Annotated in this window: 23 protein-coding genes; 13 read left to right on the forward strand and 10 right to left on the reverse strand. The window is 61.2% G+C overall.

Features of this window, described 5'->3' with window-relative positions:
- Positions 1–3: 3 nt before the first annotated feature.
- The 3 genes from U1A53_RS23965 to U1A53_RS23975 all read right to left on the reverse strand — a co-directional run bounded on the left by U1A53_RS23965 (position 4) and on the right by U1A53_RS23975 (position 7,306).
- A complete protein-coding gene (locus tag U1A53_RS23965; protein WP_322284408.1) occupies positions 4–5,343 on the reverse strand; it encodes a tail fiber domain-containing protein in 5,340 nt (1,779 codons plus the stop codon).
- 197 nt (positions 5,344–5,540) lie between these two features.
- On the reverse strand, positions 5,541–6,623 hold the full coding sequence (locus U1A53_RS23970; protein ID WP_322284409.1) for a sialidase: 1,083 nt from the start codon (positions 6,621–6,623) through the stop codon (positions 5,541–5,543).
- Between the two features lie 206 nt (positions 6,624–6,829).
- Entirely contained in the window at positions 6,830–7,306 is a 477-nt protein-coding gene (locus tag U1A53_RS23975; RefSeq protein ID WP_322284410.1) for a hypothetical protein, read from the reverse strand.
- Between U1A53_RS23975 and U1A53_RS23980 the strand changes: the two genes are divergently transcribed.
- Positions 7,305–7,943, forward strand: coding sequence for a hypothetical protein (locus U1A53_RS23980; protein ID WP_322284411.1), 639 nt, complete (start codon positions 7,305–7,307; stop codon positions 7,941–7,943). The genes U1A53_RS23975 and U1A53_RS23980 overlap by 2 nt on opposite strands.
- 147 nt (positions 7,944–8,090) lie before the next feature.
- Here the strand turns inward: U1A53_RS23980 and U1A53_RS23985 are convergent, their stop codons facing one another.
- Positions 8,091–9,755, reverse strand: coding sequence for a hypothetical protein (locus U1A53_RS23985; RefSeq protein ID WP_322284412.1), 1,665 nt, complete (start codon positions 9,753–9,755; stop codon positions 8,091–8,093).
- The gene (locus U1A53_RS23990; RefSeq protein ID WP_322284413.1) at positions 9,752–10,426 is read right to left on the reverse strand and encodes a DUF1080 domain-containing protein; all 675 of its coding nucleotides are present in this window, start codon (positions 10,424–10,426) and stop codon (positions 9,752–9,754) included. Before U1A53_RS23990 ends, U1A53_RS23985 begins: the two co-directional genes overlap by 4 nt.
- Before the next feature lie 164 nt (positions 10,427–10,590).
- Here U1A53_RS23990 and U1A53_RS23995 point away from each other — a divergent pair, with 164 nt between their 5' ends.
- The 8 genes from U1A53_RS23995 to U1A53_RS24030 all read left to right on the forward strand — a co-directional run bounded on the left by U1A53_RS23995 (position 10,591) and on the right by U1A53_RS24030 (position 18,624).
- Positions 10,591–11,100 (forward strand): gluconokinase, encoded by a 510-nt coding sequence (locus tag U1A53_RS23995; RefSeq protein ID WP_322284414.1) that lies wholly within the window; start codon positions 10,591–10,593, stop codon positions 11,098–11,100.
- On the forward strand, positions 11,097–13,922 hold the full coding sequence (locus tag U1A53_RS24000) for a PD-(D/E)XK nuclease family protein (RefSeq protein WP_322284415.1): 2,826 nt from the start codon (positions 11,097–11,099) through the stop codon (positions 13,920–13,922). Before U1A53_RS23995 ends, U1A53_RS24000 begins: the two co-directional genes overlap by 4 nt.
- Before the next feature lie 31 nt (positions 13,923–13,953).
- Complete coding sequence (dapB, locus tag U1A53_RS24005; protein WP_322284416.1) at positions 13,954–14,691, forward strand: 4-hydroxy-tetrahydrodipicolinate reductase; 738 nt, start codon at positions 13,954–13,956, stop codon at positions 14,689–14,691.
- A gap of 10 nt (positions 14,692–14,701) precedes the next feature.
- Entirely contained in the window at positions 14,702–15,169 is a 468-nt protein-coding gene (folK, locus tag U1A53_RS24010; RefSeq protein WP_322284417.1) for a 2-amino-4-hydroxy-6-hydroxymethyldihydropteridine diphosphokinase, read from the forward strand.
- 57 nt (positions 15,170–15,226) lie between these two features.
- Complete coding sequence (locus U1A53_RS24015; protein WP_322284418.1) at positions 15,227–15,985, forward strand: hypothetical protein; 759 nt, start codon at positions 15,227–15,229, stop codon at positions 15,983–15,985.
- Complete coding sequence (locus U1A53_RS24020) at positions 15,982–17,487, forward strand: NAD(P)H-hydrate dehydratase (protein ID WP_322284419.1); 1,506 nt, start codon at positions 15,982–15,984, stop codon at positions 17,485–17,487. The genes U1A53_RS24015 and U1A53_RS24020 overlap by 4 nt, the downstream gene beginning before the upstream one ends.
- A 10-nt stretch (positions 17,488–17,497) precedes the next feature.
- Positions 17,498–17,920: a secondary thiamine-phosphate synthase enzyme YjbQ gene (locus tag U1A53_RS24025; RefSeq protein ID WP_322284420.1), complete on the forward strand. Its 423-nt coding sequence runs from the start codon at positions 17,498–17,500 to the stop codon at positions 17,918–17,920.
- 155 nt (positions 17,921–18,075) lie between these two features.
- Positions 18,076–18,624 (forward strand): DUF1353 domain-containing protein, encoded by a 549-nt coding sequence (locus U1A53_RS24030; protein WP_322284421.1) that lies wholly within the window; start codon positions 18,076–18,078, stop codon positions 18,622–18,624.
- A 13-nt stretch (positions 18,625–18,637) separates the two neighbouring features.
- Here U1A53_RS24030 and U1A53_RS24035 read toward each other — a convergent pair whose 3' ends face one another.
- The 5 genes from U1A53_RS24035 to rpmJ all read right to left on the reverse strand — a co-directional run bounded on the left by U1A53_RS24035 (position 18,638) and on the right by rpmJ (position 20,767).
- Positions 18,638–18,925, reverse strand: a complete 288-nt coding sequence (locus U1A53_RS24035; RefSeq protein WP_322284422.1) for a DUF971 domain-containing protein — start codon at positions 18,923–18,925, stop codon at positions 18,638–18,640.
- 92 nt (positions 18,926–19,017) lie between these two features.
- Positions 19,018–19,632 (reverse strand): 30S ribosomal protein S4, encoded by a 615-nt coding sequence (gene rpsD / locus U1A53_RS24040; protein ID WP_322284423.1) that lies wholly within the window; start codon positions 19,630–19,632, stop codon positions 19,018–19,020.
- A 29-nt stretch (positions 19,633–19,661) separates the two neighbouring features.
- Positions 19,662–20,219, reverse strand: a complete 558-nt coding sequence (rpsK, locus tag U1A53_RS24045) for a 30S ribosomal protein S11 (protein WP_345786506.1) — start codon at positions 20,217–20,219, stop codon at positions 19,662–19,664.
- A gap of 27 nt (positions 20,220–20,246) precedes the next feature.
- On the reverse strand, positions 20,247–20,621 hold the full coding sequence (rpsM, locus tag U1A53_RS24050) for a 30S ribosomal protein S13 (protein WP_322284424.1): 375 nt from the start codon (positions 20,619–20,621) through the stop codon (positions 20,247–20,249).
- Between the two features lie 32 nt (positions 20,622–20,653).
- Entirely contained in the window at positions 20,654–20,767 is a 114-nt protein-coding gene (rpmJ, locus tag U1A53_RS24055; RefSeq protein WP_133796336.1) for a 50S ribosomal protein L36, read from the reverse strand.
- 190 nt (positions 20,768–20,957) lie between these two features.
- On the opposite strand from rpmJ, the gene U1A53_RS24060 reads away from it, so the two are divergent.
- The 4 genes from U1A53_RS24060 to U1A53_RS24075 all read left to right on the forward strand — a co-directional run bounded on the left by U1A53_RS24060 (position 20,958) and on the right by U1A53_RS24075 (position 24,926).
- A complete protein-coding gene (locus U1A53_RS24060; RefSeq protein WP_322284425.1) occupies positions 20,958–21,608 on the forward strand; it encodes an SGNH/GDSL hydrolase family protein in 651 nt (216 codons plus the stop codon).
- Between the two features lie 3 nt (positions 21,609–21,611).
- The gene (locus U1A53_RS24065; RefSeq protein ID WP_322284426.1) at positions 21,612–22,637 is read left to right on the forward strand and encodes a quinone-dependent dihydroorotate dehydrogenase; all 1,026 of its coding nucleotides are present in this window, start codon (positions 21,612–21,614) and stop codon (positions 22,635–22,637) included.
- A 112-nt stretch (positions 22,638–22,749) separates the two neighbouring features.
- On the forward strand, positions 22,750–22,992 hold the full coding sequence (locus tag U1A53_RS24070) for a CDGSH iron-sulfur domain-containing protein (RefSeq protein ID WP_322284427.1): 243 nt from the start codon (positions 22,750–22,752) through the stop codon (positions 22,990–22,992).
- An 89-nt stretch (positions 22,993–23,081) separates the two neighbouring features.
- The gene (locus tag U1A53_RS24075; protein ID WP_322284428.1) at positions 23,082–24,926 is read left to right on the forward strand and encodes a thioredoxin family protein; all 1,845 of its coding nucleotides are present in this window, start codon (positions 23,082–23,084) and stop codon (positions 24,924–24,926) included.
- The last annotated feature ends 41 nt before the right edge of the window (positions 24,927–24,967 follow it).

A 24,967-nucleotide genomic window follows, 5' to 3' on the forward strand; every position in this document is an offset into this window, starting at 1 on the left:
TCCTTACTTCGTGGCGGGGGCGTCTTCCTTCAGTGCCACCTTCGCGGCGCTGGTCTGGGGTGCCGCAGGGATGAACTGCTCCAGCCGGGCCAGCCGCGCCTCGCGCGCCTGGTCTTTCGCTTCGAGTTCGGCGAGGCGTTTCTTCATGCTGGCGTTCTCCTCACGCAGGCTGGTCACTTCCGTTTTTTTCTCGGCCCTGAGCTTCTGCAACTCATTGAGCAGCATCGGCGCGAGATCCTGGTACTTCACCGTCTCAGGTTGGCCCTCATCATTAAAGACGGCCAGCTCAGGGAAGACCTCCGCAACTTCCTCGGCGATGAGGCCAAATTGTATGGGCTTCTCGCCGTTGGCATAGGGCTTCTTGTAGCGGAAGGTCACGGGACGCAACGCATGGAGCCGCTCACTGGCCTCCCCCATGTCGGCGATGTCCTCCTTGTAGCGACGTGAGGAGGAGACAGTGCCGAGCTGGCCAGCACTGTCGATTAAAACGGTGATTCCATTGGCAACTCCTGTGGTGACACCTCGGATACCGGCGATGAACGCCCTAGATTGCGAGGTGCCGATGCGGGTGGTGCTGGCGTCACCCGCTACCCCCGAGTGCCCAATCACAATGTTGCTATTACCTGTGGTTAGATTCTGTCCGGCGAAGGAACCAAGAGCAATGTTGGAGCTGCCCGTGGTGTTGTTATACAATGCGGAATTTCCAACGCCGGTATTGGAGCTGCCCGTCGTGCTGAAGAGTGCAAACAACCCATTGCCTGTATTGGAGTTGCCACTGGTATTATTGCCGACTGCGGAGAGACCCGTGGCCGTGTTGCCTGTGCCCGTGGTGTTTTGCTTGAGGGCACCGGTGCCATTGGCTGTGTTGCCCAAGCCCTCAGTGTTCAGTTCCAGGGCCTGGTAGCCGCTCGCGGTGTTTTCATATCCTATGGTGGTGGAGGAGAGCGCTCGGTAGCCGCTTGCGGTGTTACGGTAGCCCGTGGTGTTGGAGCTCAGCGCCTGGTAGCCGCTCGCGGTGTTTTCGCCGCCAGTGGAGTTTGCATAGAGGGATTGTGTCCCGCTGGCGGTGTTGTAGCGGCCCGTCGTATTAGAGAAGAGCGCGCTGACCCCGTTTGCAGTGTTGAAGTCACCCGTGGTGTTGGTGTACAGCGCTGCGTTGCCCGTGGCAGTGTTTTGGAGGCCCGTCGTGTTCGAGGAAAGCGCGCTCAGGCCGGTCGCAGTATTGGCGGTGCCCGAAGTGTTGGAGTAGAGCGCCTGATAGCCGCTGGCGGTGTTAAAGTTGCCCACCGTGTTGGAGTAGAGCGCTTGGTAGCCGCTCGCCGTGTTCCAGGTTCCCGAGGTGTTGGTTCTGAGCGCCTGATAGCCAAAGGCACTCGTGCTGCCAACGGTGCTGTTGTAGAGCGCCTCGTAACCGCTGGCAGTGTTGGAGTCACCCGTGGAGTTAAAATAGAGGGAGGATGTCCCGCTGGCGGTGTTGTAGCGGCCAGTCGTATTAGAGAAGAGCGCGCTGACCCCGTTTGCAGTATTGAAGTCACCGGTGGTGTTGGAGTAAAGCGCTGCGTTACCCATGGCGGTGTTTCGGAGGCCTGTCGTGTTGGTAAAGAGTGCCTGCAAGCCTGTTGCGGTGTTGGCGGTGCCCGACGTATTGGATGAGAGCGCCTGATACCCGCTGGCAGTGTTGAAGTTGCCCACGGTGTTGGCGTAGAGTGCTTGGTAACCGCTCGCTGTGTTCCATAGGCCGGTTGTGTTGGTGAGAAGCGCCGAAGCCCCCGTCGCGGTATTGAAAGCGCCCGAGGTGTTGAAGGCGAGCGCGCTGTCGCCGCTGGCGGTGTTGTTGCTGCCCGTGGTATTGGACAAAAGCGCGCTGGCCCCACTCGCGGTGTTGTAATTACCGGCAGTGTTGAACTTGAGTGCGTTGTATCCGCTTGCCGTATTCCCGTCGCCCGTGGAATTGAAATAGAGAGAGGATGTCCCGCTGGCGGTGTTGTAGCGGCCCGTCGTATTAGAGAAGAGCGCGCTGACCCCGTTTGCAGTGTTGAAGTCACCCGTGGTGTTGGTGTACAGCGCTGCGTTGCCCGTGGCGGTGTTTTGGAGGCCCGTCGTGTTGGAGAAAAGCGTCTGCAGGCCGGTCGCGGTGTTGCCGGTGCCCGAGGTGTTGGACTTGAGCGCCTGGTAGCCGCTGGCGGTGTTAAAATTACCCACCGTGTTGGAGTAGAGTGCTTGATAGCCATTCGCCGTGTTCCAGGCACCGGTCGTGTTGGTCCTGAGAGCCTGATAGCCAAAGGCACTCGTGCTGCCAACGGTGTTGTTATAGAGCGCTTCGTAGCCGCTGGCAGTGTTGGAGTCGCCTGTGGAATTGAAATAGAGCGAGGATGTCCCGCTGGCAGTGTTGTAGCGGCCTGTCGTATTGGAGAAAAGCGCGCTGACCCCGCTGGCGGTGTTGAAGTCACCCGTGGAGTTGGTGTACAGCGCTGCGTTGCCCGTGGCGGTGTTTCGGAGGCCCGTCGTGTTGGAGAAAAGCGTCTGCAAGCCAGTCGCGGTGTTGGCGGTGCCTGAGGTGTTGAACAAAAGCGCCTGATAGCCGGTGGCTGTGTTAAAGTTGCCCCCTGTATTAGAATTCAATGCGGCGACGCCAGTGGCGGTGTTGTTGGTGCCGCTCATGGTGAAGTTGCCCGCGCTGGCTCCGGCAAAGAAGTTGTTTGTGCCATAGGTGTGAATCAAGCTGCCGCTGCCCTGCGTGATCACCCCCACGCTGGCGCTGCTGGTGACAGGAAGGGAGAGATTGCCGGTGATCGCACCTGCGGGCACACCCGTGAGCCCGGCACCATTCCCGACGAAGGAGGCAGTGATGGTCCCGGCGGAGAAGTTCCCGCTGGCATCACGTTTCACAATCGCGCTCGCCGTATTGGCATTTGTTGCTGCATTGGCGAGGTTTGCGCCCGTGGCCACATTGGCTGCGGTGACGCCACCGACGGTGCTCACCACCGTGGCACCCTGCGTGCCGGTGACGTTTCCGGCCAGAGAGCCGCCGAAGTTGGTAGCGCTCGTCGCGGTCGAGGCATTGCCACTGAGTGAACCACTGAAGGTACCGCTGGTCGTGCCGCCGAGGGTGAGACCGGAGGCGAGCTTGGCACTGGTCACACTGCCATCGGCGAAGGTGGCGGTGACGCCAGTGAGAGCAGCACCATTCCCGCTAAAGGTGCCAGTGGTGATGCCGCCGAGGGTCAGGCCAGAGGCGAGCTTGGCACTGGTCACGCTGCCATCGGCGAAGGTGGAGGTGACGCCAGTGAGGCCAGCACCGCTACCGACGAATGTCGCGGTGATGGTCCCGGCGGCGAAGTTCCCACTGGCGTCGCGCTTCACAATCGTGCTCGCTGTATTGGCATTCGTCGCCGCATTGGCGAGATTGGCACCTGCGGCCACATTGGCCGCAGTCACGTCGCCGACGGTGCTCACCACTGTAGCTCCCTGTGTGCCGGTGACGTTACCGACGAGCGAGCCGCTGAAGTTGGTGGCGCTCGTCGCCGTCGATGCGTTCCCTGTGAGGGGACCACTGAAGGTGCCCGTGGTCGTACCGCCGAGGGTGAGACCGGAAGCGAGCTTGGCGCTGGTCACGCTGCCATCGGCGAAGGTGGAGGTGACGCCAGTGAGAGCAGCACCATTACCGCTAAATGTGCCGGTAGTGGTGCCGCCAAGAGTGAGGCCGGAAGCGAGCTTGGCACTGGTCACACTGCCATCGGCGAAGGTGGCGGTGACGCCAGTGAGGCCAGCACCGCTACCGACAAATGTCGCGGTGATCGTCCCGGCGGCGAAGTTCCCGCTGGCGTCGCGCTTCACAATCGTGCTCGCTGTATTGGCATTCGTCGCCGCATTGGCAAGGTTCGCACCCGTGGCCACATTGGCAGCGGTGACGCCACCGACGCTACCAACCACAGTCGAGCCTTGCGTGCCGGTGACATCGCCGACCAGCGCCCCGGTGAAACTGGCGGCACTGCCGGTGACATTCCCAGTCAATGGACCACTGAACGTGCCGGTGGTCGTGCCGCCGAGGGTGAGGCCGGATGCCAGTTGTGTGCCGGTGATGCTGCCCGGTGCGATGGTCGGCGTGATGCCGGTCAATCCGGAGCCATCTCCGTGAATCACACCCGTCAGATAAGTGTCAGTCTGGCTGGTGCCGATGCGGATGATGTTGGATTCACCCGCGACTCCTACATGCCCGATGGCGATGTTGTTATTGCCAGTTGTGAGGAGGCTTCCTGCGTTATCTCCCACGGCGATGTTATTAGCTCCCGTCGTATTGATACGCAGCGCTTTGGTCCCAATAGCTGTATTTTTGATTCCCGTGCTGGTAGAAATCGGCTGGTTCATGTTAAGCGCCTCATGTCCTACAGCAACATTGTCGCTGTTCCACATTGTGTTTAAATTGCTAAAGGATTGAGTCCGCAAAGCGCTGTAACCGATGGCGACGTTCCTGCCTGCGGTTGTGTTGCCTTCAAGCACATTGTTACCGCTGGCTGTGTTAAAAGCCCCCAACGTATTGCCTACGAGTGCGTTAAAACCGGTAGCGGTATTATAATTCCCCGTGGTGTTAGTTTGAAGCGCAGCGCGCCCAAGGGCCGTGTTGAAACCACCTGTAGTGTTGTATCCAAGTGCGTTCATGCCAACGGCAGTGTTGTAGCCGCCCGTCGAGTTGTACCAAAGGGCATTAGTGCCGATGGCGGTGCTGTCACTGCCCGTTACGTTGTAACGAAGTGCATTGCTGCCGACAGCCACATTGTTTACGCCAGTCATTGAGAAGTTGCCCGCAATCGCGCCTGCGAAAAAGTTCTGCGTCCCAAAGCTGTGCAAAATCCGCGTGCCGTTCTGCGTGATGACACCAGCACCCGAGGCGTTGGTCACGGGAAGGTTCACGCCTGCCGCAGTCATCGCATACCCCACCGCCGCGATGCGCTGGTCGGGCGTGAGGAGTTGGGAGCCATTCACACCATCATTGAACCACACGCGCAGGCGCACGTCGGAGTTGGTGAAGACGGTGGCCGGCACGGCGGTCATGTTGGTGAGTGCGGTATCGCCGAGGAGCACGGAGTAGAGACCCTTCGTCACCGTGAGCGCAACGGCGGCGGCTGGCGGCGAGCCCGCTGTGCTGGTGCCATCATTGCTCCAGTAGGTGGTGCTGCCCGCGGCATTGACCAGCGCAAACTTGAACTGGCCGGGGCCTTCGAAATTCACGGTGCCGACGGCGACGCGGCCCTGGTAATTGATGAGCTGGGGCACCTGCGCATGAAGAAGGGGGGCGGCGGTGAGCAGGAGCAGGGCGAAAGCCCGCACAGTGAGTGAGATCATGTTGTGTTCCAGGAACTGAAGGGTGTGGTCATTTGTCCTCCCTTCAGCCCGGCAGAGCACTACACTGCGGTGACGCGCGGAAAAGAAAACGCACCGCCCATGAACGGTGCGGGGCGAGAGTGGGCGCATGCCGTAAGAATGTCGAGCTAGAAATTGCGCTCTGGCATGCAGGCCCGGCCAAGAATTCGCTCCTATGCTCACCGCTTGAGCCAGTACTCAAAGAAGCGGTAGATCTGCTCGTTGGATTCCTCGTTGGGATCGTGCTTCTCGCGGTTTGTCATCGCCACGCGGCCGGTGACGCCGAGAAGCTGGTTCACGGCGATGGTGTGGTTGAGCGCGGTCCAGCGCTTCGGCGGGTCTTCTGCACCGCCGGAGACGAGGAAGGGACGCGGAGCCATCAGCGCGTGCAGTTCCTGCAAGTTGTGGCCTTTTTCGATGAGGGTCTTGTAAGCGCCGGTGCGCGGGCTTTCCGCGCTGACGAGGCCGGGCTTGCGCGTGAGCGCCGGATCGAGGCCGAGATACCAGGGCTCCTGGTAGTTGATGCTGCCGCGTGTCTCATCAAACACGATGCCCGGATCGCTCCACACGGCGCAGGCATACTTCTCGAACAGGCAGGAGCCGAACAGCGACCACTTGCCGCCATACGAGTGCCCGACGATGCCGATGCGCTTGGAATCCACGTCTGACAATGAGGCGAGCGCCTGCCACATGTTCGCGCTGATGTAACCGAGATACGAAAGCGGCTGGCACTTCGCCTCCGCGCTCAGCACCGGCAGCCGCGCATCACCGCCGGGTGATCCGATGCTCAGCGTGACGAATCCACGCCGTGCGAGCTGCCACGCGAAGTCGCGCAACGGTTTCTCGCTCAATCCGGCGCTGGTTTCGGGATCGTAGTAGGGCACAAACACGGCGGGATGCGGCGCACGGCCCGACGGCAGCAGCAAGTAGCCATCCCCCGTCTGCCCGGGCGCGATTTCGACGCGCACCTTCTGCTGCGAGATGCCTTCGCCGCGAGATTTCGTCTCCAGCACCTCGATCTTCGGCTTCTCGATCACCGCCGGCCACGCGCCCATGATGCCATGCCAGTCGGCGAGAATTTCCGAGCGGCGACGCTGCCAATCGGCGGCGGTCTTCACCTGGCTGCCGTCATTGAAGACGAGCGGTGACTTGCCCGGCGAGAACTGACCGGCAAATTCAGCCGGCACTTGAGTGAAGGGCAGTTCAGCGGCGGCGTGCAGGGTCAAGGAAGCGCCGAGGAGGAGAGGAAGACGGAAATTCATGAGGTGGGTACTCATCAACGCTTCTTCGCGGGCAATCCCTTCTCACGAAGATGCTCACGCAGCAGACACCCCGCTGCCTCGTCCACTGGCCGCACCCAAGGCTTGACCTTCGGCAACTTTTTCGCTGCAATCGGTTCATTCATAAAAACCTTCTTTGGGGTTCGTGATACCCTTTTTACCTCAACCCACCCCCACCAAACTACAGTTTAATGTGGATAAACAACGTTGGGCCAACTCACCTCCGCCGTTGAGGCTTGCAAAATCACGCTCTCCTCACAAACCTTCGCAAATGAGAGATCAGCAGCCACATCGACCACGGAACACGGCACCGGCATATCTGATTGTGCTTCACGGCCGACAGGGATTCTTTGCCATCCACCGGCGCGACGTGACCGTCGCAGAGATCGCACCGCTCTTGCAGCGCATTGGGTTAGATATTGCTCGTGTTCCCTGCCGAACACCTGAAGGATGTCCAGCGCAGATTGCAGAACTATTCGACAACGCCATACCAGATCCCGACGCAAATCCCGACGAATATTTGCTGGCATTCCGGACCAAAGAACCAGACGCCCAGGCGGTGGCGGCAGCACTTCGAGATGCATTTCCAGATCCACGCATACCCCTCCCTTCGGGAGCGATTGAAACCATTCTCCGAGTGGCTGAATTTCGCTTTTATAACTCATGATTGTGATCCTCCATTATGCGGCGCAACTCGCCAACAAGAGGCCCAACAAAACGGATGCAGGCAACGGCTCGAAGCTGATCTGTCGTGTCATCGATGCGCCCTCCTCGCCGTCGCCTGATCCGAGTCGTTCGCCCACCTCAACACGCACCGTGAAGTCGCAGAAACCAAACTCGGCGCACTACGTTGGATACCTCTACACTCAGCCTCTTAACGAAGAGTCGGTTCGAGGGTGCTTGGAGGTATTTAACAGCAGCGGCTTACCCATCACGCACTTGAGCCACCGCGACCCTCCCAAGAAGTGGGCAGGCACAGCCGACGAGGCGATTGCTATGGTTACGACATTTCAGCCGAAACACGTCTCTAACTATACGTTTCTACGTTCGAGTGCGATTAGACTCGATGCGACCTTCGTTCTGCGTCGAGACGAACGCTGGGATCACGATACCATTTACATTTCGATGTCGAACCAAGGCTTGCTACGGACGCTTTTAGCTGACTTGAGCAATTCATCTGCTGCATTTTTGGCCCTTCTCGGTGTTTCAGGGGGGGGCAAGCAGCAGGATTGGGAGACTATATTCATTAGCGAGCTATGCCCACCGAGCCTCTCCAGCCTTGCACATGGTCTTCCAGCATGATCAGGCCACATCCACGGTCAGATGAAACGGGGGAAGGCTACAACTGGCTGACAAATGTAATTCGCAAAGAACCCAACCAGCCAGGTTCAACATTGGCGTTGATCGAGCGTCCTGAAACCGCCCGCAGCGGCATGCAGGCCGATTTTTTCACCGTGAAGGCGATCCGCGCTCCCGCAGATGCTCCCTGAGCACGCGCACAATCTCCTGCACAACCTCGGGGCGCTCCACGCCGCCATGCCAGCAGGGCACGATCTTCTCCGAGGCCACGCTGTTGAGATGCGAACTCCAGTAGGGCACCACGCCGTCGGAGTTGCTGAACCGGCTGCTTTTGCCGAGCTGGCCGATGATGGAATGATGCGGCACCGGAATGGGCACAGCGTTCAACCCTTGATAGAAGGGATGCTTGTCCGACAGCATGCCGAGGCTGAGGAAGGCGTAGAGACCCCAATCACGAATCTGCGGCGAGAGTGCGTCGGTGTTGCCGGTGAGCAACTGCCGCGACATCAAGAGCGTGTCCATCGGCAGCCGGATCAGCGAAGCCAGACGCCGCACGATGCCTTTGCCGGCAATGTTGCTGCCGCGATGCGGCGTGGTGATGAAGACGAGGCGTTTCACCTCCGGCTGCGGCTTGAATTTGAGCGTGCTCACGAGCCGCTCACGCACCGCATCGGAGACGTTCAGTTCCTGCGGCGGTTTGCGAAACATGGCGTCCCACAGCTTGTCACCAGGATCAATCGTCTGCATGCGGCTGAGCAGCCCGCCCATGCTGTGGCCCACGAGCACCATGCGGTTCATGCCGGGATCGTTGTGATCGGGATCAAAGTGATCACGCGCCTGCCGCAGCGAGTCGCGCAGTCTTGCGGAGGTCTGCGGCACGCCCATGGCCGTGGGATAGAGGAAATACCAGGGCTGGTAGGCGGCGCGCAGCTCAGGGTCGGCGTTGATGGCATTGACGGCGTTGAGCCAGATGTGCGGATTGGACAGGAGACCATGCACAAACACGACCGGGATGCGCCGCGGATCATACACGTCCATGCAGTAGAGCTGGCTGGCGCCCAGCGTGGACTCGGGATGGAACATGCCGAGAAGGGTGAACGGGAGGAGCGTGGCCCTGGAGAGGGCCAGTTGCTTGGACGCGGTGAAGTTCGCGGCCAACTGGCGTTCGTCATGCCCCACCTTCACGGCAGCGATGTTCAAGGTGTTGTGCAGATGCAGCCGGCAGCGCCGCGGTTTGCCAACATCCGCAGGGCCGTCCGCCAGCTCCATCACGGCGGTGAGCGTGAGGTTGCCGCCGTTGGGCGGGAGGAAGGGCTGTTCCGTCCGGGCCACGCTGGTGCGGCGGATGTGGCCGACGAGCGGCACGCCAATGCCGGGCCGTTCGGCGCGCGTGCTGCCCGTGTGCAGCTTCATCCGCGAGGGAAGAATGAGCTGGTCGATCTGCGCCGGCGGCACTTCACGCTGCGGGTCCGCCACCGGATCGAAATCGATTTGAAAGCTCTGCTGCTTCGAGGCAAACACGGTGCCGGTCAGCCAGTAGCGCGGACTCTGGTGGTAGTTCCATTCACGCAGGAAGGAAGTGAGCGCGTGTTCATAACGGTCCTCCGCCTGCCGCCGCACGGCGATCCTGCCGTGCTGCATGCCATCCCAGCCGGCCGCCATGTCATCGAGCAGCCCGGCCATGTGCCGCTTCTCACGCTCCGTCAGCACGGTCTCCGTGCGCGAAACCTGCGTGTGCAGCACCGAACGGCACGACATCAGGCTGCCGCAGGCCACGACAGCCAGCACGCGGAACGTGGCCGCTGACGCCTTCACTTCTTCTCCGTGATCGGAGTGAGCTTGATGTTACGGATGGCGGAGGTGGTGTTGAACGTCGTCAGCGACAGCGGCAGGTAGCTCTCCATCGGGCCGGGGCGCACGCTGATCTTCTTATCCTTGATGTCCTCGTCGATGATCTGCTTCTCCCCGAGCCACGCACTGAGGTTGTCCGGCGTGACGCGCAGCTTGATGGCGTACCACTCGTCGTCCTTGTAGCGCTGGTAGCTGGAGGTGTTGTTGTCGGAGGCGTCGAAGCCGTCGATGGAGGAGATGCCCGTCACGCTGCCGCCCCAGCCGCCGCAAATCAGCGTGGCGCAGTGTTTGACATCGCCCACGGGAAAGGTGAGGCCCACGAAGAAATCGACGCCCTGGAGGCGCTTCGCTTCGAGTGTGATCTCGTAGTTGGTCGTTGGCAGTGTCGCGGCTTTCTTGTAAATGGCACCGCTCACGTTTTCCCCCTGATTGATGATCATCACCCCGCCTTCCATTTCCACGATCCCGCTGCCGCCGACGTCCACGGTTTCCCAGTCGTCGAGCGATTTGCCGTTGAAGAGCACGAACTCCTTCGGCGCCTCCGGCGTGGCGGCGGCGGGCTGGGCAGGCTTGTCTTCAGCAGCGGCAAACGCGGCGCCGAGCACCAGCAGGACGGTCAAAGTCGGGTATTTCATGGTTTCGCCGCGCATCCTCAGCGTGGCACGCCCCACGGTCAAGCCGCGCGATGACTGGCGGCAGTTTGCTGTTGTTGGCAGTCGTCGGCAATGGTTTGCAATGGTTTGGCAAACCACCGTCAACAATCGTAAACAACCGCCAACCACCGCAAACTCCCCCTTTCATGCCTCCTGACCTGAAAACCCTCATTATCATGGGCGTCTGCGGCTGCGGTAAATCGCTGGTCGGCAGCCTGCTCGCCGCAAAACTCGACGGCGTCTTCGAGGATGGCGATGATTTCCATCCGCCCTCGAACAAGGCCAAGATGTCCGCCGGCACACCGCTCACCGACGACGACCGCTGGCCCTGGTATGCCGTGCTGCGCCAGCGCATCGAGGACATGCGCCACCTCACGCCGAACTACGTGCTCGCCTGCTCCGCGCTCAAATCCATCTACCGCGACAAGCTGCGCGCCCATGATGCCGCCGGCACGCTGCGCTTCGTGCTGCTCGAAGGTTCGCGCGAATTGATCGCCGCCCGTCTGGCCGCGCGCAAAGGCCACTTCATGCCACCGGCGCTGCTCGACAGCCAGCTCGCCACCTTGGAGACGACGCCGGATTTGATCCGCGTCTCGATTGACCAAACACCGGAGCAGATCGTGGACGACATCCTGCGGCAGCTCGAACACGCATGAGTTCCAAGCACCAGCGCCTCTTCTGGGGATGGGACGCGCCCGTCCTGGAGAAGGCTGTGGACTTTCTGTGCCGCGATTGGGATCCAACGCGCGCGCTCGACCTCAGCGACACGCTGATCCTCGTTCCCAACGGTGAAGCGGGCCGCCGTTTGCGCGAAGCGCTCGCGCAAGCCACCGACAAAACCGGCACTGCCGCCGTCGTACCGCATCTCTGGCTGCCCGAACAGGCCCTGCTGCCGCAGTCACGCCGATTCGAGGCCGCCACGCCGCTGCAATCGCAGATGGCCTGGCAGCGCGCGCTCGAGCGTGTCGCGCTCGATTCACTCACGGCCTTGTTTCCCACGCTGCCCGCCGAACGCGGCTGGGGCTGGCAGGCCGAAACGGCGCGCATGCTGGCGGAGTTGAAGATGCTGCTCGGCACCAGCGGCCTGACCTTTGCCGACACCGCCGCCATGCCCGCGATCCAACGCGATGCCGCGCGCTGGCAGGATCTCGCTCAAATCGAGCATGCGTATTTCGATGAACTCGCCAAGGCGGACGTCGCTGACGCGCAATCGCTCAAACGTCAGCATGCGCACGCACCCGTGCTGCCGGACGGCGTGCGGCGCATCGTCGTGATCGCCTCACCCGATTTGCCGCCGCTGCTGGATGCATGGATTCACGCCTGCGCCGAGCGCGGCGTGGAGGTGATCATCGCCACTCATGCGCCGCAGGCCTGGCAGCACACGTTTGACCGCCATGGCCGTCCCCTGCCCTCGCATTGGGGCGAGGACGCCGATGTGCATCTGCCCTTCGCCAACGAACACATCCACGTCGCTCGCGATCCTGCCGCACAGGCGGCGCAAGCTCTCGATCTCATGCGCGCGCTCGTGCCGCAGGGCAAAACGGCCCTCGGCGTGTGCGACAACGAAGTCGGCGGCCTGCTGCTGGAAAAACTCACGCTCGAAGAGGCGCGCAGCTTTGAACCCGGCGGCATTCCCGTGCAGCGCGAAGGTTTGTGGCATGTGCTCGATTGTTTCCGCGTGCTGCTCGGCGCGGGATCATGGCGCGCCTTTGCCGCGCTGCTGCGCATCGAAGAATTTCGTGACGCCATCGCTCCCAACAACGAAAGCGCCGCTGTTCTGCTGCGAGAAGCGGATGATTTCGCCAGCAATCATCTTCCCGTCACGCTCGCGCATGCCAGCGAGCTGCCGCTCGCAGATTACCCGGCGCTGCTGCCGGTTGTCGAGGCCACGTTCGGTCTGCTGAACTCGCTGCTGCGCCTGCCGCCATCGAAAGCGGCACGCACGCTCATCCTCAAATTGCTCGGCGAACGCACCTTCCATCCCGAAGCCCCGGGCCATCGCGAACGCGCCGAACTCGCCGCCGAATGGCTGCGCATCACCGAGGAACTCGAGCTGGAGGCGAAGCGCTTCGGATTGAAGCCGAAGGCCGAGGATGCCTTCACACTCTCGCTCGAATGCCTCGCGCAAAGCCGTCTCGCCGAGCCGCGTGGTGACATCGACCTCGTGCTGCAAGGCTGGCTCGAATTGCTGTGGGAAAGAGCGCCGAACCTCATCGTCACCGGCTTGAACGAGGAAAACGTGCCCGGCATTTTCATCAGCCATCCCTTCCTGCCTGATGCGCTGCGTCAGGCGCTCGGACTGCCCTGCCAGCAGACACGTTTCGCGCGTGATGCCTTCATCCTCGCCGCGCTCGCGCATCAACGTGAGTCGAAAGGCCGTCTCGAACTAATCTGCGGTCAATGGAGCGAGGATGGCGATGCTTTGCGGCCCTCACGCCTTCTCTTCCTGTGCGATGACCAGACACTGCCGCAACGCGTGGCGCATCTCTTCCCCAAAGAAGAGGACCAACAGGCAAGCACCGAACCACCGCGCACGCTCGCCTGGCCGCTGAAGCCGGATTGGATCGCCAGGCCGCTCGAAACCATCTCGCCGTCGCGATTGCGCGACTACTTGAGCTGTCCGTTCCGCTACTACCTCACGCATGCGAAACGCATGAGCGCCATCGAAAGCCAGAAGCGTGAGCTGGATGCCGCCGAGTTCGGCCAGATCATTCACCACGCGTTTCATCGTCTGTTTCTCGACAGTGCCATGCGTGACAGCACGCATTCCGCAAAGATCGCCGACTTCCTCGAAGAAGCGGCCCGCGAACATGTGCGCGAACTCTTCGGCCAGCGGCCCGCGCCACTCATCACGCTGCAATTGGAGAGCATCCTGCAACGCCTGCGTCATGCCGCGACGATTGAAGCCGATAATCGCCAAAAAGGCTGGCAGTGCATCGACGCCGAGCTGCAAATCGGGACCAAGGACGATGCCACGCCCTTCATCATAGCCGAGGCCCGTTTGTCCGGCCGCATCGACCGTGTGGAGCGTCATACCGACGGCACGCTGCGCATCGTTGACTTCAAAAGCTCCGACAAGCCGCGCAAACCCCACGAATCGCATTTCAAAGCCCTCTCCGCGCGCACCAAGCTCGCCGCAGCCGATGAATGGAAGTGTTTCGATCTTGCTGAGGGCAAGCGTGCGCTGTGGCTGGATCTGCAACTGCCGCTTTATGCCGCCGCGCTGCGGCAACGCGGCCTGAACGTGAGCCGTGTGGCCTACTTCACGCTGCCGAAGAGCATCCAGGACACCGCCATTCTCGAATGGGACGGCTTTGATGAAGCACTGACCACTGCCGCGCTCGATTGTGCTGCCGAGGCCGTGCAGCGCATCCGTGCCGGGCAGTTCTGGCCGCCCGCCGAGCGTTCGCCTGACGACACCTTCGACGAGATTCTTCTGCACGACCCTTTGCACAGCGTCCAGCCCCCTCTTGCATAACTCCGGCGTCCCGTTTATCAGCCACCCCATCATGTCCGACCTCAAACTCCTCATCACCGGCAGCAAAGGCCGCATGGGCCAGGCCATCAACCGTGCCGCCGAAGCCCAGAACGTCACCGTCGCCGCCACCATCGACATGGGCGATTCATTGCCCGACGCGCTCGCCAAGGCCGACACCGTGATCGACTTCACCTCGCATCATTTCTGCGATGAACTGCTTGGCGAATGCCTCAAACAGAAGAAGAGCATGATCATCGGCACCACCGGCCATACCAACGACCAACTCGCTGCCATCCGCGAAGCCTCGAAAACACTGCCCATCGTCTTCGCTTCCAATTACAGCGTCGGCGTGAACACGCTCTTCTGGCTCACCCGCAAGGCCACCGAGCTGCTCGGCCCCGAGTTCGACCTCGAAGTCATCGAAATGCACCACCGCATGAAGAAAGACTCCCCCAGCGGCACCGCCCGCACGCTCGTCGAGATCCTCGCCGATGTGCGTGGCCTCGAATACGACAAGGACTGCCGCCACGGCCGTTTCGGCGATGTCGGTGCCCGCACACCGAAGGAAATCGGCGTCCATGCCATTCGCGGTGGTGATGTCGTCGGCGATCACACCGTCATCTTCGCCAATGTCGGTGAACGCGTCGAACTCACGCACAAAGCCAGCAGCCGCGACACCTTCGCCAACGGCTCCGTCCGTGCCGCCCGCTGGCTCGTTGGCAAACCAGCGGGATTGTATGACATGCAGGACGTGCTGGGACTGAAATAATCCTTTCCCCATGCGTTTCGGCATCGCCCTCGGCTCGAATCTCGGTGATCGCGCTGAAAACATGAGGCGCGGCATCGAACTGCTGCTCGAACGTATTCCCGGTGTGAAACTGACTGCCCGCGCACCGGTCTATGAAACCGAACCGGTCGGTTGCGCGCCTGGCACACAATCGTTTCTGAACACGGTCATCGAGATCGAGGCCGATTGCCTGCCCCACGACTTGCATGCGCACCTCAAGGCCGTCGAATCCGCCTTGGGCCGCCCGGAGCAGCGGGAACGCAATTCACCGCGCACGCTCGATCTCGATCTGCTCTATGCGGACGCTGTCATCAGTGACGATCCCGAACTCATCCTCCCGCATCCCCGGCTGCACCTCCGCCGCTTTGTGCTGCAACCGCTGGCCGATATCCGGCCTGATTTGGTGCTGCCCGGTCAGCAGCATTCGGTGGCCGAATTGCTGGTGCATCTGCCGCCATGATGCAGAACAGGCAGTTACGCGCTTGTTCGTCAGGCAAAGCGATGCTTCTTGGCAGTCATGACTGAAGCCACCCAACCGAACTCTGACCCTGGACGCTGGATTCGCTTCGCCCTCGTCATGCTGCCCGCTGGAACGATCCTGCTCGGCATCGCCTCGTTTGGCATCTGGCAGTGGAAGAAGGATCAGGCGGCGGATCGTTCCTTCAAGTATGCGATGGCGCTGCGGCGTCCGATCAGTGTGGAAGGCATCCAGCGGCATGCGGACATCGTGCGCGAGGCCTTGGGCAAACCGGATCGTTATCTGAGCATCCCCGGCTACCTGGAATCGACCATGGGCGCGGAGAACATGGGCTACACGGTGCGGCGCGCACGATTTGGCGATGACCGCTCCACCATTGATGCCGAACTGACCGGCAAAACACGCCCGCGTGAGATCGTGATGGCGCTGGCGCTTTACAGCGAGGATGCGACACGCTTTGGAAGAACGTCACTGGCCATCGCAGAATTGATGAGCATCGCGCATGAGGTCACAGGCCAGTCAGTGGCACGCTCACTGCGTTTTGCGGTGATCCCCGACACGCCTGAGGCCGTGGCGCAGCTGCAAGACGGGTTGAGGCGTGATAATGAGCGCGTGATGTATCTCTTTGTGCTGGGAGCGCCAGACATTAACCAGCTAGGCCGCGTCACCCGCGCCCTGGACACAGCTGCCAAAGGCACCCGTGTGGTTGCCCGTCCTGCCACCCTCACGCCGCAGGAGTCATTGCCATCCGCCCACGAACTCAAGGCGCTGCTGCTGCACGCCGCCGAACGCCCATGATCGTCACCTGCCGCCAGATGCAGCAATGCGAGGAAGCCGCGTTCGCACGCGGAGTGAGCGCGGCCGCATTGATGGAGGAAGCAGGACGCGGCATCGCGGACGTGGTGCGGCAATTCGCGCCGCGTGCAGGTTCGCTGGTGCTGTTTCTCGGCAAGGGCAACAACGCCGGTGATGCGCTCGTCGCGGCACGGGAACTCGTCGCGGAAGGCTGGAAGCTGCATGCGCGGCTGAGTTGTGAGCCGGAGGCGATGAAGGATCTGCCACGCAGACATTTCGCTTCGATTCGCAGCCATGTGCGGGTGATTGAAGACGCGACAACGTTTGATTTTCCTGCCGGGCCGCTCGTGAGCCTTGATGGTTTGCTTGGCATCGGTGCGCAAGGACCGATGAAGCCCGAATTGCAGACGCTGGCGCGTGAGATGAACACGCTGCGCACGCAAAAGCACGCGCTGACCATCGCGATGGACATTCCCTCCGGTCTCGATGGCGATCATGGCGATGCCTGTGTGGATGCTGTCGAGGCCGATCTGACCGCCGTGGTGGCGCAGATCAAGGCAGGCTTGCTCGAAGATGGTGCGGATCATTACGTCGGACGCATCGTGCTGGTGCCATTGCGTGCATTGGCGGAGTGCGAAGGCGATGCGTCCGCGCAAGCGCTCACACCGGGTGTGCTGCGTTCCTGGCTGCCACGGCGTCCGCATGACATGCACAAGGGCGAGGCTGGGCGCGTCGGCATCATCGCCGGTTCACCGGGATTTCTCGGCGCGGCGGAGCTGGCCTGCCGTGGTGCTTTGCGTGCCGGCGCGGGGCTCGTCACGCTGCTGGTGAAGGAGGACGTGTATCCTCTAATCGCTCCCCGCGTGCCTGCGGAAGTGATGGTGAAGGCCGTGGATGACTATCGCGACGTGCTGGAGATGCGATTCGATGCGCTGGCGATTGGTCCTGGGCTTGGTTTTGATCACGAGAAGGAAATCCTCGATGTGCTGCGACAGGCGAAGATGCCAACCATCGTCGATGCGGATGCGTTGACCCTGCTGGCGCAGCATCCTGAGATTTTGGACAAGACCGGCAAGCTTCCGCGCCTCATGACACCGCATCCGGGTGAACTGGACCGGCTGCTGCGCAATTACCCCGGCTGGCACGGCATGAGCCGCCGCAAAGTCACCGAGGCGCTCGTTGAAACGGCTCCGGGCCGCACGCTGCTGCTCAAAGGCGCGCGCACGGTCATCGCCACACGCGGCCAGCCGACGCTCTTCAACACCACCGGCCACCCCGGCATGGCAAGCGGTGGCATGGGCGATGTGTTGTCCGGCGTGTGTGCCGCCTGGGCCGCGCAGCGCATCCCGCTGCATCGCACGGCAGGTCTGGCGGCCTGGTTGTGCGGTCGCGCGGCGGAAATCGCGCTCACGCGGGATCACATCGCCGCTGAATCGCTTTGCGCGGGCGATGTGGCGGCGCATCTCGGCGGCGCGTTGCTTGATTTGAAGGAAGACCGCTTCTAAAGCTGCGTCCATGGCCGCGCACGCTGACACCTTCTCCATTCCCACCCGGGGCAAGGGCACCTACGAGATCACGGAACGTTGCCAACAGATCGTGCGCACCAGCGGCATCCACACCGGCACGGCGACGGTTTTCGTGCAGCACACGAGCGCGAGCCTGGTGATCTACGAGAACGCCGATCCCTCCGCACGCACGGACCTGCACAGCTTCTTTGACCATCTCGTGCCGGAAGACACGCCCTACTTCGTTCACACGCACGAAGGCCCGGATGACATGCCGAGCCATCTGCGCATGGCGCTGACGCGCACCTCCGAAGTAATCCCCGTCGTGAATGGCCGCCTCGCGCTCGGCACCTGGCAGGGCATTTTTCTCTTCGAACACCGCCGTGCGCCGCACACGCGCAGCATTGTCGTCAGCGTGGTGGGAGAAAAGTAGCCACAACCAGCTCAATCACGATGCATCACCGATCCTTCCACACTTTTGCCACCGCCTGGGCTCTCATGCTGAGTTTGTGTTCATGCGCCGGGACCCGTTTTTATCAGAAGGTAGACGGCCAGGGAGTCATCGTGGGCCGCCCGTGCATTGAGTGGATGAAGCCTGACCGGTTCGTGTATGCGCGGAACAAGAATCCGGTGTTTTCATTCAAACGCCCCAATGGCGAAGTCATCAAGCCCGGCAGCATCGAGACAGATGGCGGCAGCATTCCGCATCTTCTATGGGCGCAGAAGGGTTTTTCACCGTGGACCTATGCCCCGGCCTACCTGATCCACGACTGGCTTTATGAGGCGCACCGGCGCAAAGTCCCGGCAGGAGTCGATCCGAAAGGCAACGATCTCTACTACACCAAGGAACAGGCGGACTGGATCATGGCGGAAGTCATCAAATGCCAGATGGAGCGCCCCTCTGATTTTGACACCAGAAAGTCTGCCGCTCATTTGAGAACGATCTATTGGGCGGTGAGCAAGTTTGGCAACACCGCATGGAACGGAGAAGCACATCCCATTGATGAAGGAGAATCGTTCATCAGCGACACATTGATGAATCTGCCCTTGCTGCCTGCGTTCGGCTCCTTGAAGGACCAACTGACCCCCGTGCCTGCAAAGCCGGAGCAGAAGGGATCGAGAACACCTCAGGAATAGCGAACGGCATCCATCAAAGCGCCTTCAGGTAATCGAAGGTGTAGAGACCGGTGTTGTGGCCGTCGCTGAAGTCGAACTGGATGGCGTAACCGCCGATCATGCGCCAGTCCTTCACAGTGACGCCGGGAAAGGCTTTCTGGTTGGTGCCACCGATCTTGTTGCCAAGCAGGTCGCGCTCGCCGGTGTTTTCGGCACTCGGCGAAGCAGCGCGGAGCTTTTCCATGGCGATGAACTGTTCCGAGCCATCGCTCCAGACGAGGGCGACTTCAGTGCCGATGAGTTCGAGGCGGGTGGGAGACATGGAAAGCAGAATGATGAATGAAGAACGCTTGGAAAGCAAAAGGGACGCCTTTGGAGCGTCCCTTTTGAAGATTGAAGGCTGATCCGTGAGGATTAGCGGGAGTAGAGCTCGACGACGAGCTGCTCGTTGGCGATCGGGTTGATCTCCTCACGCACGGGGACGCGATTGACGACGCCGCTCATCTTGTCGCGATCGACGGTCATCCAGTCGGAAGCCGGGGTGCCCTGGGTCATTTCGAGGAAACGACCGACGAGCTGCTGGCTGCGCTGGCTGGTGGTGCGGGCGGCAACGACGTCACCGGGCTTGCACTGGAAGCTGGCGATGTTCACGACCTTGCCGTTCACGGTGATGTGGCGATGGCTGACGAGCTGACGGGAGGCAAAACGGGTGTTGGCGAAGCCCATGCGGTACACAACGTTGTCGAGGCGCAGTTCGAGCATCTGCAGGAGGTTTTCACCGGTCACACCCTTGCGGCGCTGGGCTTCGGTGAAGAAGCGGCGGAACTGCTTCTCCATGAGGCCGTATTGATAGCGCAGCTTCTGCTTTTCAGCGAGGGCGGTGCCGTATTCGGAAGTCTTGCGGCGGGTGTTGCGAGCACCGTGCTGTCCCGGCGGGAAGTTGCGGGTTTCGAGAGCCTTGGAGGGACCGAAAAGCGCGACGCCAAAGCGGCGGCAGATTTTTTCGCGGGGACCAGTGTAGCGAGCCATAGTGAGGTAGTAGAAAGGGGCTGGAAAAATTAAACGCGGCGGGCTTTGGGCGGACGGCAGCCGTTGTGCGGCACAGGAGTCACGTCCTTGATGATGCTGACTTCGACACCGAGGGCCTGCACGGCGCGCACGGCGGACTCACGGCCGGAACCGGGACCACGAAGGCGAACTTCGGCTTCACGAAGGCCATGCCCCATCGCCTGACGGCAGGCATCCTGAGCGACGACCTGGGCGGCGTAAGCGGTGCCTTTGCGGGAGCCACGGAAGCCCATCTTGCCGGCGGTGGACCAGCCAATGACGCCACCGGCACGATCCGTGATGGTGACGATGGTGTTGTTGAAGGTGGCGTAAACGTGAACGATGCCGGCGGAGACGTTCTTGGAGCCCTTGGCCTTGACGACCTTCTGCTCGGCAGCCTCACCACCGATTTCGAGCCAGACGCTCTGGGAAACCTGCTTGTCACCGCTGTTGGAGGGACGCTGGTCTGCGGGTGCGGCAGGATTAGCAGGCGCGGCAGGATTAGCGGGTGCGGCAGGAGCGGGAGCTGCTGCGGCGGCGGGTGCGATGGAGGTCGTTTCGTCAGCCATGGTGGGGAGTCTTTGCTAAAATACGGATTACTTGGCCTTCTGGGCACCGACGGTCTTGCGCGGACCTTTGCGAGTGCGGGCGTTGGTATGGGTGCGCTGGCCGCGCACGGGAAGACCACGGCGATGACGATGGGCGCGGTAGCAGTTGATGCCAAGGATGCGCTTCATGTGCATCTGGATCTCACGACGAAGGTCGCCTTCGATCGCGATCTTCATCCCCTGGATGGCCTGGGTGATGGCGGCGATCTGCTCGTCGCTCAGCTCACCTGCCCGGATGTTCGGGTCGATGTTGGTGGCGGCAAGAACCTTGCGGCTGAGGGAAAGACCGATGCCATAGATGTAAGGCAACGAGTATTCGATCTTCTTTTCGTTCGGGATTTCGACTCCAAGCAGGCGGGCCATAATGCAGTATTAGATGTGGTGGGAAAAGTGGATCAACCCTGACGCTGTTTGTGGCGTGGGTTTTTGCAGACAACACGGACAACGCCTTTGCGGCGGATCACACGGCAAAGTTCGCAGAGGGGTTTAACGGAGGTACGGACGCGCATACTAGGAGGATAAAAAGGGTGAGTCTGGGGGAACTCAAAACCCCGCTTTTGGGCGGGGGGCGTGATGTCTAACACAGGCACAATCTCGCGCAAGCTGGAATTTAGCAGTTTTACACAGGGTTTCGGGCAGGTGTGAACAGGCGCGGAGAGCAGTTGCCCCCGCGTGGATGAACGGCATCATGCGCGCCTGATGAAAACCGTTCTCTGCTTTGGCGACTCCAACACCTGGGGCTTTGTGCCCGAAAGCATCACCGCCCCCTTCCCGGAACGCCACCCTTACGCCGTGCGCTGGACCGGTGTTTTGGGCCGTGAACTCGGTTCCGCCTTCCGCGTGGTCGAGGAAGGCCAAAACGGCCGTACGACGGTGCATGACGACCCCTTTGCCGCCGTCCGCAACGGCAAAGCCGTGCTGCCGGCGATCCTCGAATCGCACAAACCGCTCGATCTCGTGGTGCTGATGCTCGGCACGAATGACCTGAAGAACGTCTTCGGTGTTTCACCCGGTGAAATCGCGACGGGTGTCAAAGTGCTGGCACAGATGATTCTGAACAGCGACGCCGGAATCATGAACCGGCCGCCGAAGCTGCTCCTCCTGTGCCCGCCGGCCATCGGCGACCAACTGCATCTGCCGGACATCGCCGCGAAGTTTCCGAACGCCCAAAAAGACAGCCGCAAGCTGCCCAAGTATTATGAAGCGCTCGCCGCATCACTCGGCTGCGGCTATTTAAACACGCAAACGCTGATCGAGCCCGGCAGCGATGGCATCCATCTGGATGCAGCAGCACATGCACGACTTGGCAGTGCCGTAGCCGCTGCGGTGAAAGCAATTCTTCCCTCCTGACCCATGACCTTGATCGAAAAATTTTATCCCGTGATGAAGCCGTGGCTGTTCCGCCTCGATGCGGAACGGGCGCACACGCTCACGGTCAAGATGATGGTCGTCGCGCATCGCCTCGGCATGCTGAGGTCAGTCGTCACCACGCCGCAGCAACCGCGTACCGTGATGGGACTCACGTTTCCGAATGTGCTGGGTCTTGCCGCCGGCATGGACAAATCCGCCAGCGCAGTCGATGCTTGGGGAGCGATTGGTTTTGGCTCCGTCGAAGTCGGCACGCTCACACCGCGTCCGCAGCCGGGGAATCCGAAACCGCGTTTGTTCCGCCTGCCGGAACACGAGGCGCTCATCAATCGCATGGGCTTCAACAACCCCGGCATTCACTCCGCCGTGAAGAAACTCCAACGTCGGCGCACCAAGGCTGTGGTCGGCGTGAACATCGGCAAGAACTTCGACACGCCCAACGAAGACGCGGTGAATGACTACCTACACTGCCTCAAAGCCGCGTATCCTGTTGCCGATTACATCGCGGTGAACATCTCATCGCCCAACACAAAGGGGCTTCGCGATCTTCAGGCTGAGGGCGCGGTGCGGCAGTTGATCGCAGAGCTGAAGAAAGAGCAGGCCGTATTGAAAAAGGAACACGGCAAAACGGTGCCGCTGCTCGTCAAGATCGCCCCCGACCTCAATGACATGCAAATCGAGGCGCTCGCCCGCGTCTTCAATGAGCAGCACATCGACGGCGTCATCGCCACCAACACCACCATCGACCGAGACGCCGTCACCGGACACGCTTTGGCACAGGAAACCGGCGGTTTGAGCGGCGCACCCGTGCGTGAGCGCTCCAACCTCGTGCTGCAGGCCTTCCGCATGCTGTTGAGGGAGCAGATTCCCATCATCGGTGTCGGTGGCATTTTAAATGCGGCCGATGCGGCCGAAAAACTGAAGCTCGGCGCGGCCTTGGTGCAGGTGTACAGCGGGCTCGTGTATCGTGGGCCGGGTTTGGTACGGGAAATCTTGGGGCAGGTCAAGTAGTCAAAGATTCGTCAAGGTGTGGTCAAGACGCACGCCATCACCTCTTGACCACCTTGACTGCGCAGCCTTGACCTTCTTGACGCTACTCTCATCCCCTGCCAAACTCGCGCGCATGGAAAACCTCCCCAAAATCTACGACAAGCAACCTGTCGCCGTTGAACTGCCTGCCGGAGACCATTGGTGGTGCGCCTGCGGCCTGAGCGGCCATCAACCGAGCTGTGACGGCAGCCACAAAGGCACGGGTCTCGGCCCAAAGAAGTTCACGCTGCCCGAGGCGAAGAAGGTCTGGCTCTGCAACTGCAAGCAGACCAAGAACCCGCCCTTCTGCGACGGCACGCACAAGACGCTGGGTTGATCCGCACTTAAAAGCTCCGACTTGGATCGCCGCGTGATGGGAATAAACCGCGCGCGGCGTTCTCATATCCGTATTCTTTTTCCAACCTCATGAATCGAAGCCGTTTCCTGTCACTCGCCGTCTGGCTGCTTGCCGCAGCCGTCTCGAACGCCCAGTCCTTCAGCATCGGCGGAGACGATGCGCCAAAGCAGCAGCAAGTGACGGCGGAATTGATCGCCGCAGTATCCGCCGCAGCACCGGGCCAGCCGTTCCAAGCGGCGGTCAAACTCGTGCATGCCAAGGATTCGCACACGTATGGCAAGGTTCTGCCGCCAGAAATCATCGGCAAGCCCACGAAACTGATCTGGACGCTGCCGGAAGGCTGGAAGGTCGATGAACTGCCCTGGCCCACCACGCACAAGGTGCCCTCCACCGATGGCGCGATGAGCGAAGGCTACGACGGCACGGTTCACCTACCGGTGACGATCACCCCGCCGGCCAATGCCGTCGTCGGCAGCAGCGCCGAGTTGAAGGTCAAAGTCGATGCTCTGGTGTGTGACCCGAAAAGCTGCATGCCTTTCGTGAAGGAAGTCTCGCTCACACTGCGCATCGCCGCCGCTGCTGAAGCGGATGCCAAGAATGCCGCCGTGTTTGGCGGCGCACCGGCCACCACGGAAAAAAAAAGCCCTGAGACCAAGGCCGCCGCTGTAAGTGCGCCGAAGTCTCCCCTGCCCTTCGCGCAACTGCTGCTTTACGCCTTCATCGGCGGTTTGATCCTCAACATCATGCCCTGCGTCTTTCCGGTGCTCGGCATCAAGGTCACCAGCGTGGTACAGCAGGCGGGTGAAGACCGGCGCAAGGTCGTGCTGCATGGTTTGATGTACACCGTTGGCATTTTACTGTCGTTCTGGGTGCTGGGCGGCCTCGCCATCGCGCTGAACAAAGGCTGGGGTTCCCAGCTTCAATCCGCGAGCTTCAATTTCTTCCTCGCGGCCTTCTTCCTCGTCTTTGCGCTGAACATGGCAGGCTTGTTTGAGATCGGCACGTCCGCCATCGGCGTCGGCACGGGCTTGCAGTCGAAGAGCGGCCTCGGTGGCTCGTTTTTCTCTGGATTGCTCGCCACCGTCGTCGCCACGCCATGTTCGGCACCGTTTCTCGGCACAGCGCTGGGAGCCACGCTCGCGCTGCCGCCATCGCAGTCGATGCTGATCTTCACCTTGATCGGTTTTGGCCTCGCCAGTCCGTTTCTGCTGCTCTCCCTCTTCCCCAGTCTCGTCTCCGCGCTGCCACGGCCTGGAGCGTGGATGGAAAGCTTCAAGCAGGGCATGTCCTTCCTGCTGTTCGGCACCGTGGGCTTCATGCTCTATGTGTTGACGACGCAGATCGAGGGTCTGCCGCTGCTGTTTGTCATCCTCAGCCTCGTGCTCATCTCATTGGGTTGCTGGATCTACGGCCGCTGGGCGCTGCCGCACAAACCCGCCCGCACGCAGAACATTGCGCGCCTGCTCACCCTGCTCGCCATCGCCGCCGGGTTATGGTTTGGCTTGCCGCCTGCATCGGCAGCCCGCAGTCATTCCACCGAGACCGTCAATCCAAACGACCCTGACGCCCTGCACTGGGAAACCTGGTCGCCGGAGAAAGTCGCCGCCCTGCGAGCTGCGAAGCAGCCCGTGTACATCGATTTCACCGCCTCCTGGTGCTGGACCTGCCAGGTCAACAAACGCGTCTATGCCAATGCTTCGCTGCGCGCCTTGTTCAAACAGCACAAAGTCGCCACACTCAAGGCCGACTGGTCGGACGAAAACGAAACCATCCGCCTAGCCCTCGAAGCGTTGGGCAAACGCGCGGTGCCCGTGAACGTGCTCTACCTCCCCGGCGTCGAGGAACCCTTCATCCTCGATGAACTGCTCACCGTTGGCAATGTGACTGCGGCGCTGAAGAAGCTGGAGAAATGAACCGCATCTCCGTCGGATATAAAGCTGCTGACAAACCTCGC

Origin of the sequence: Prosthecobacter sp. (assembly GCF_034366625.1) — a bacterium.
Lineage (GTDB): Bacteria > Verrucomicrobiota > Verrucomicrobiia > Verrucomicrobiales > Verrucomicrobiaceae > Prosthecobacter.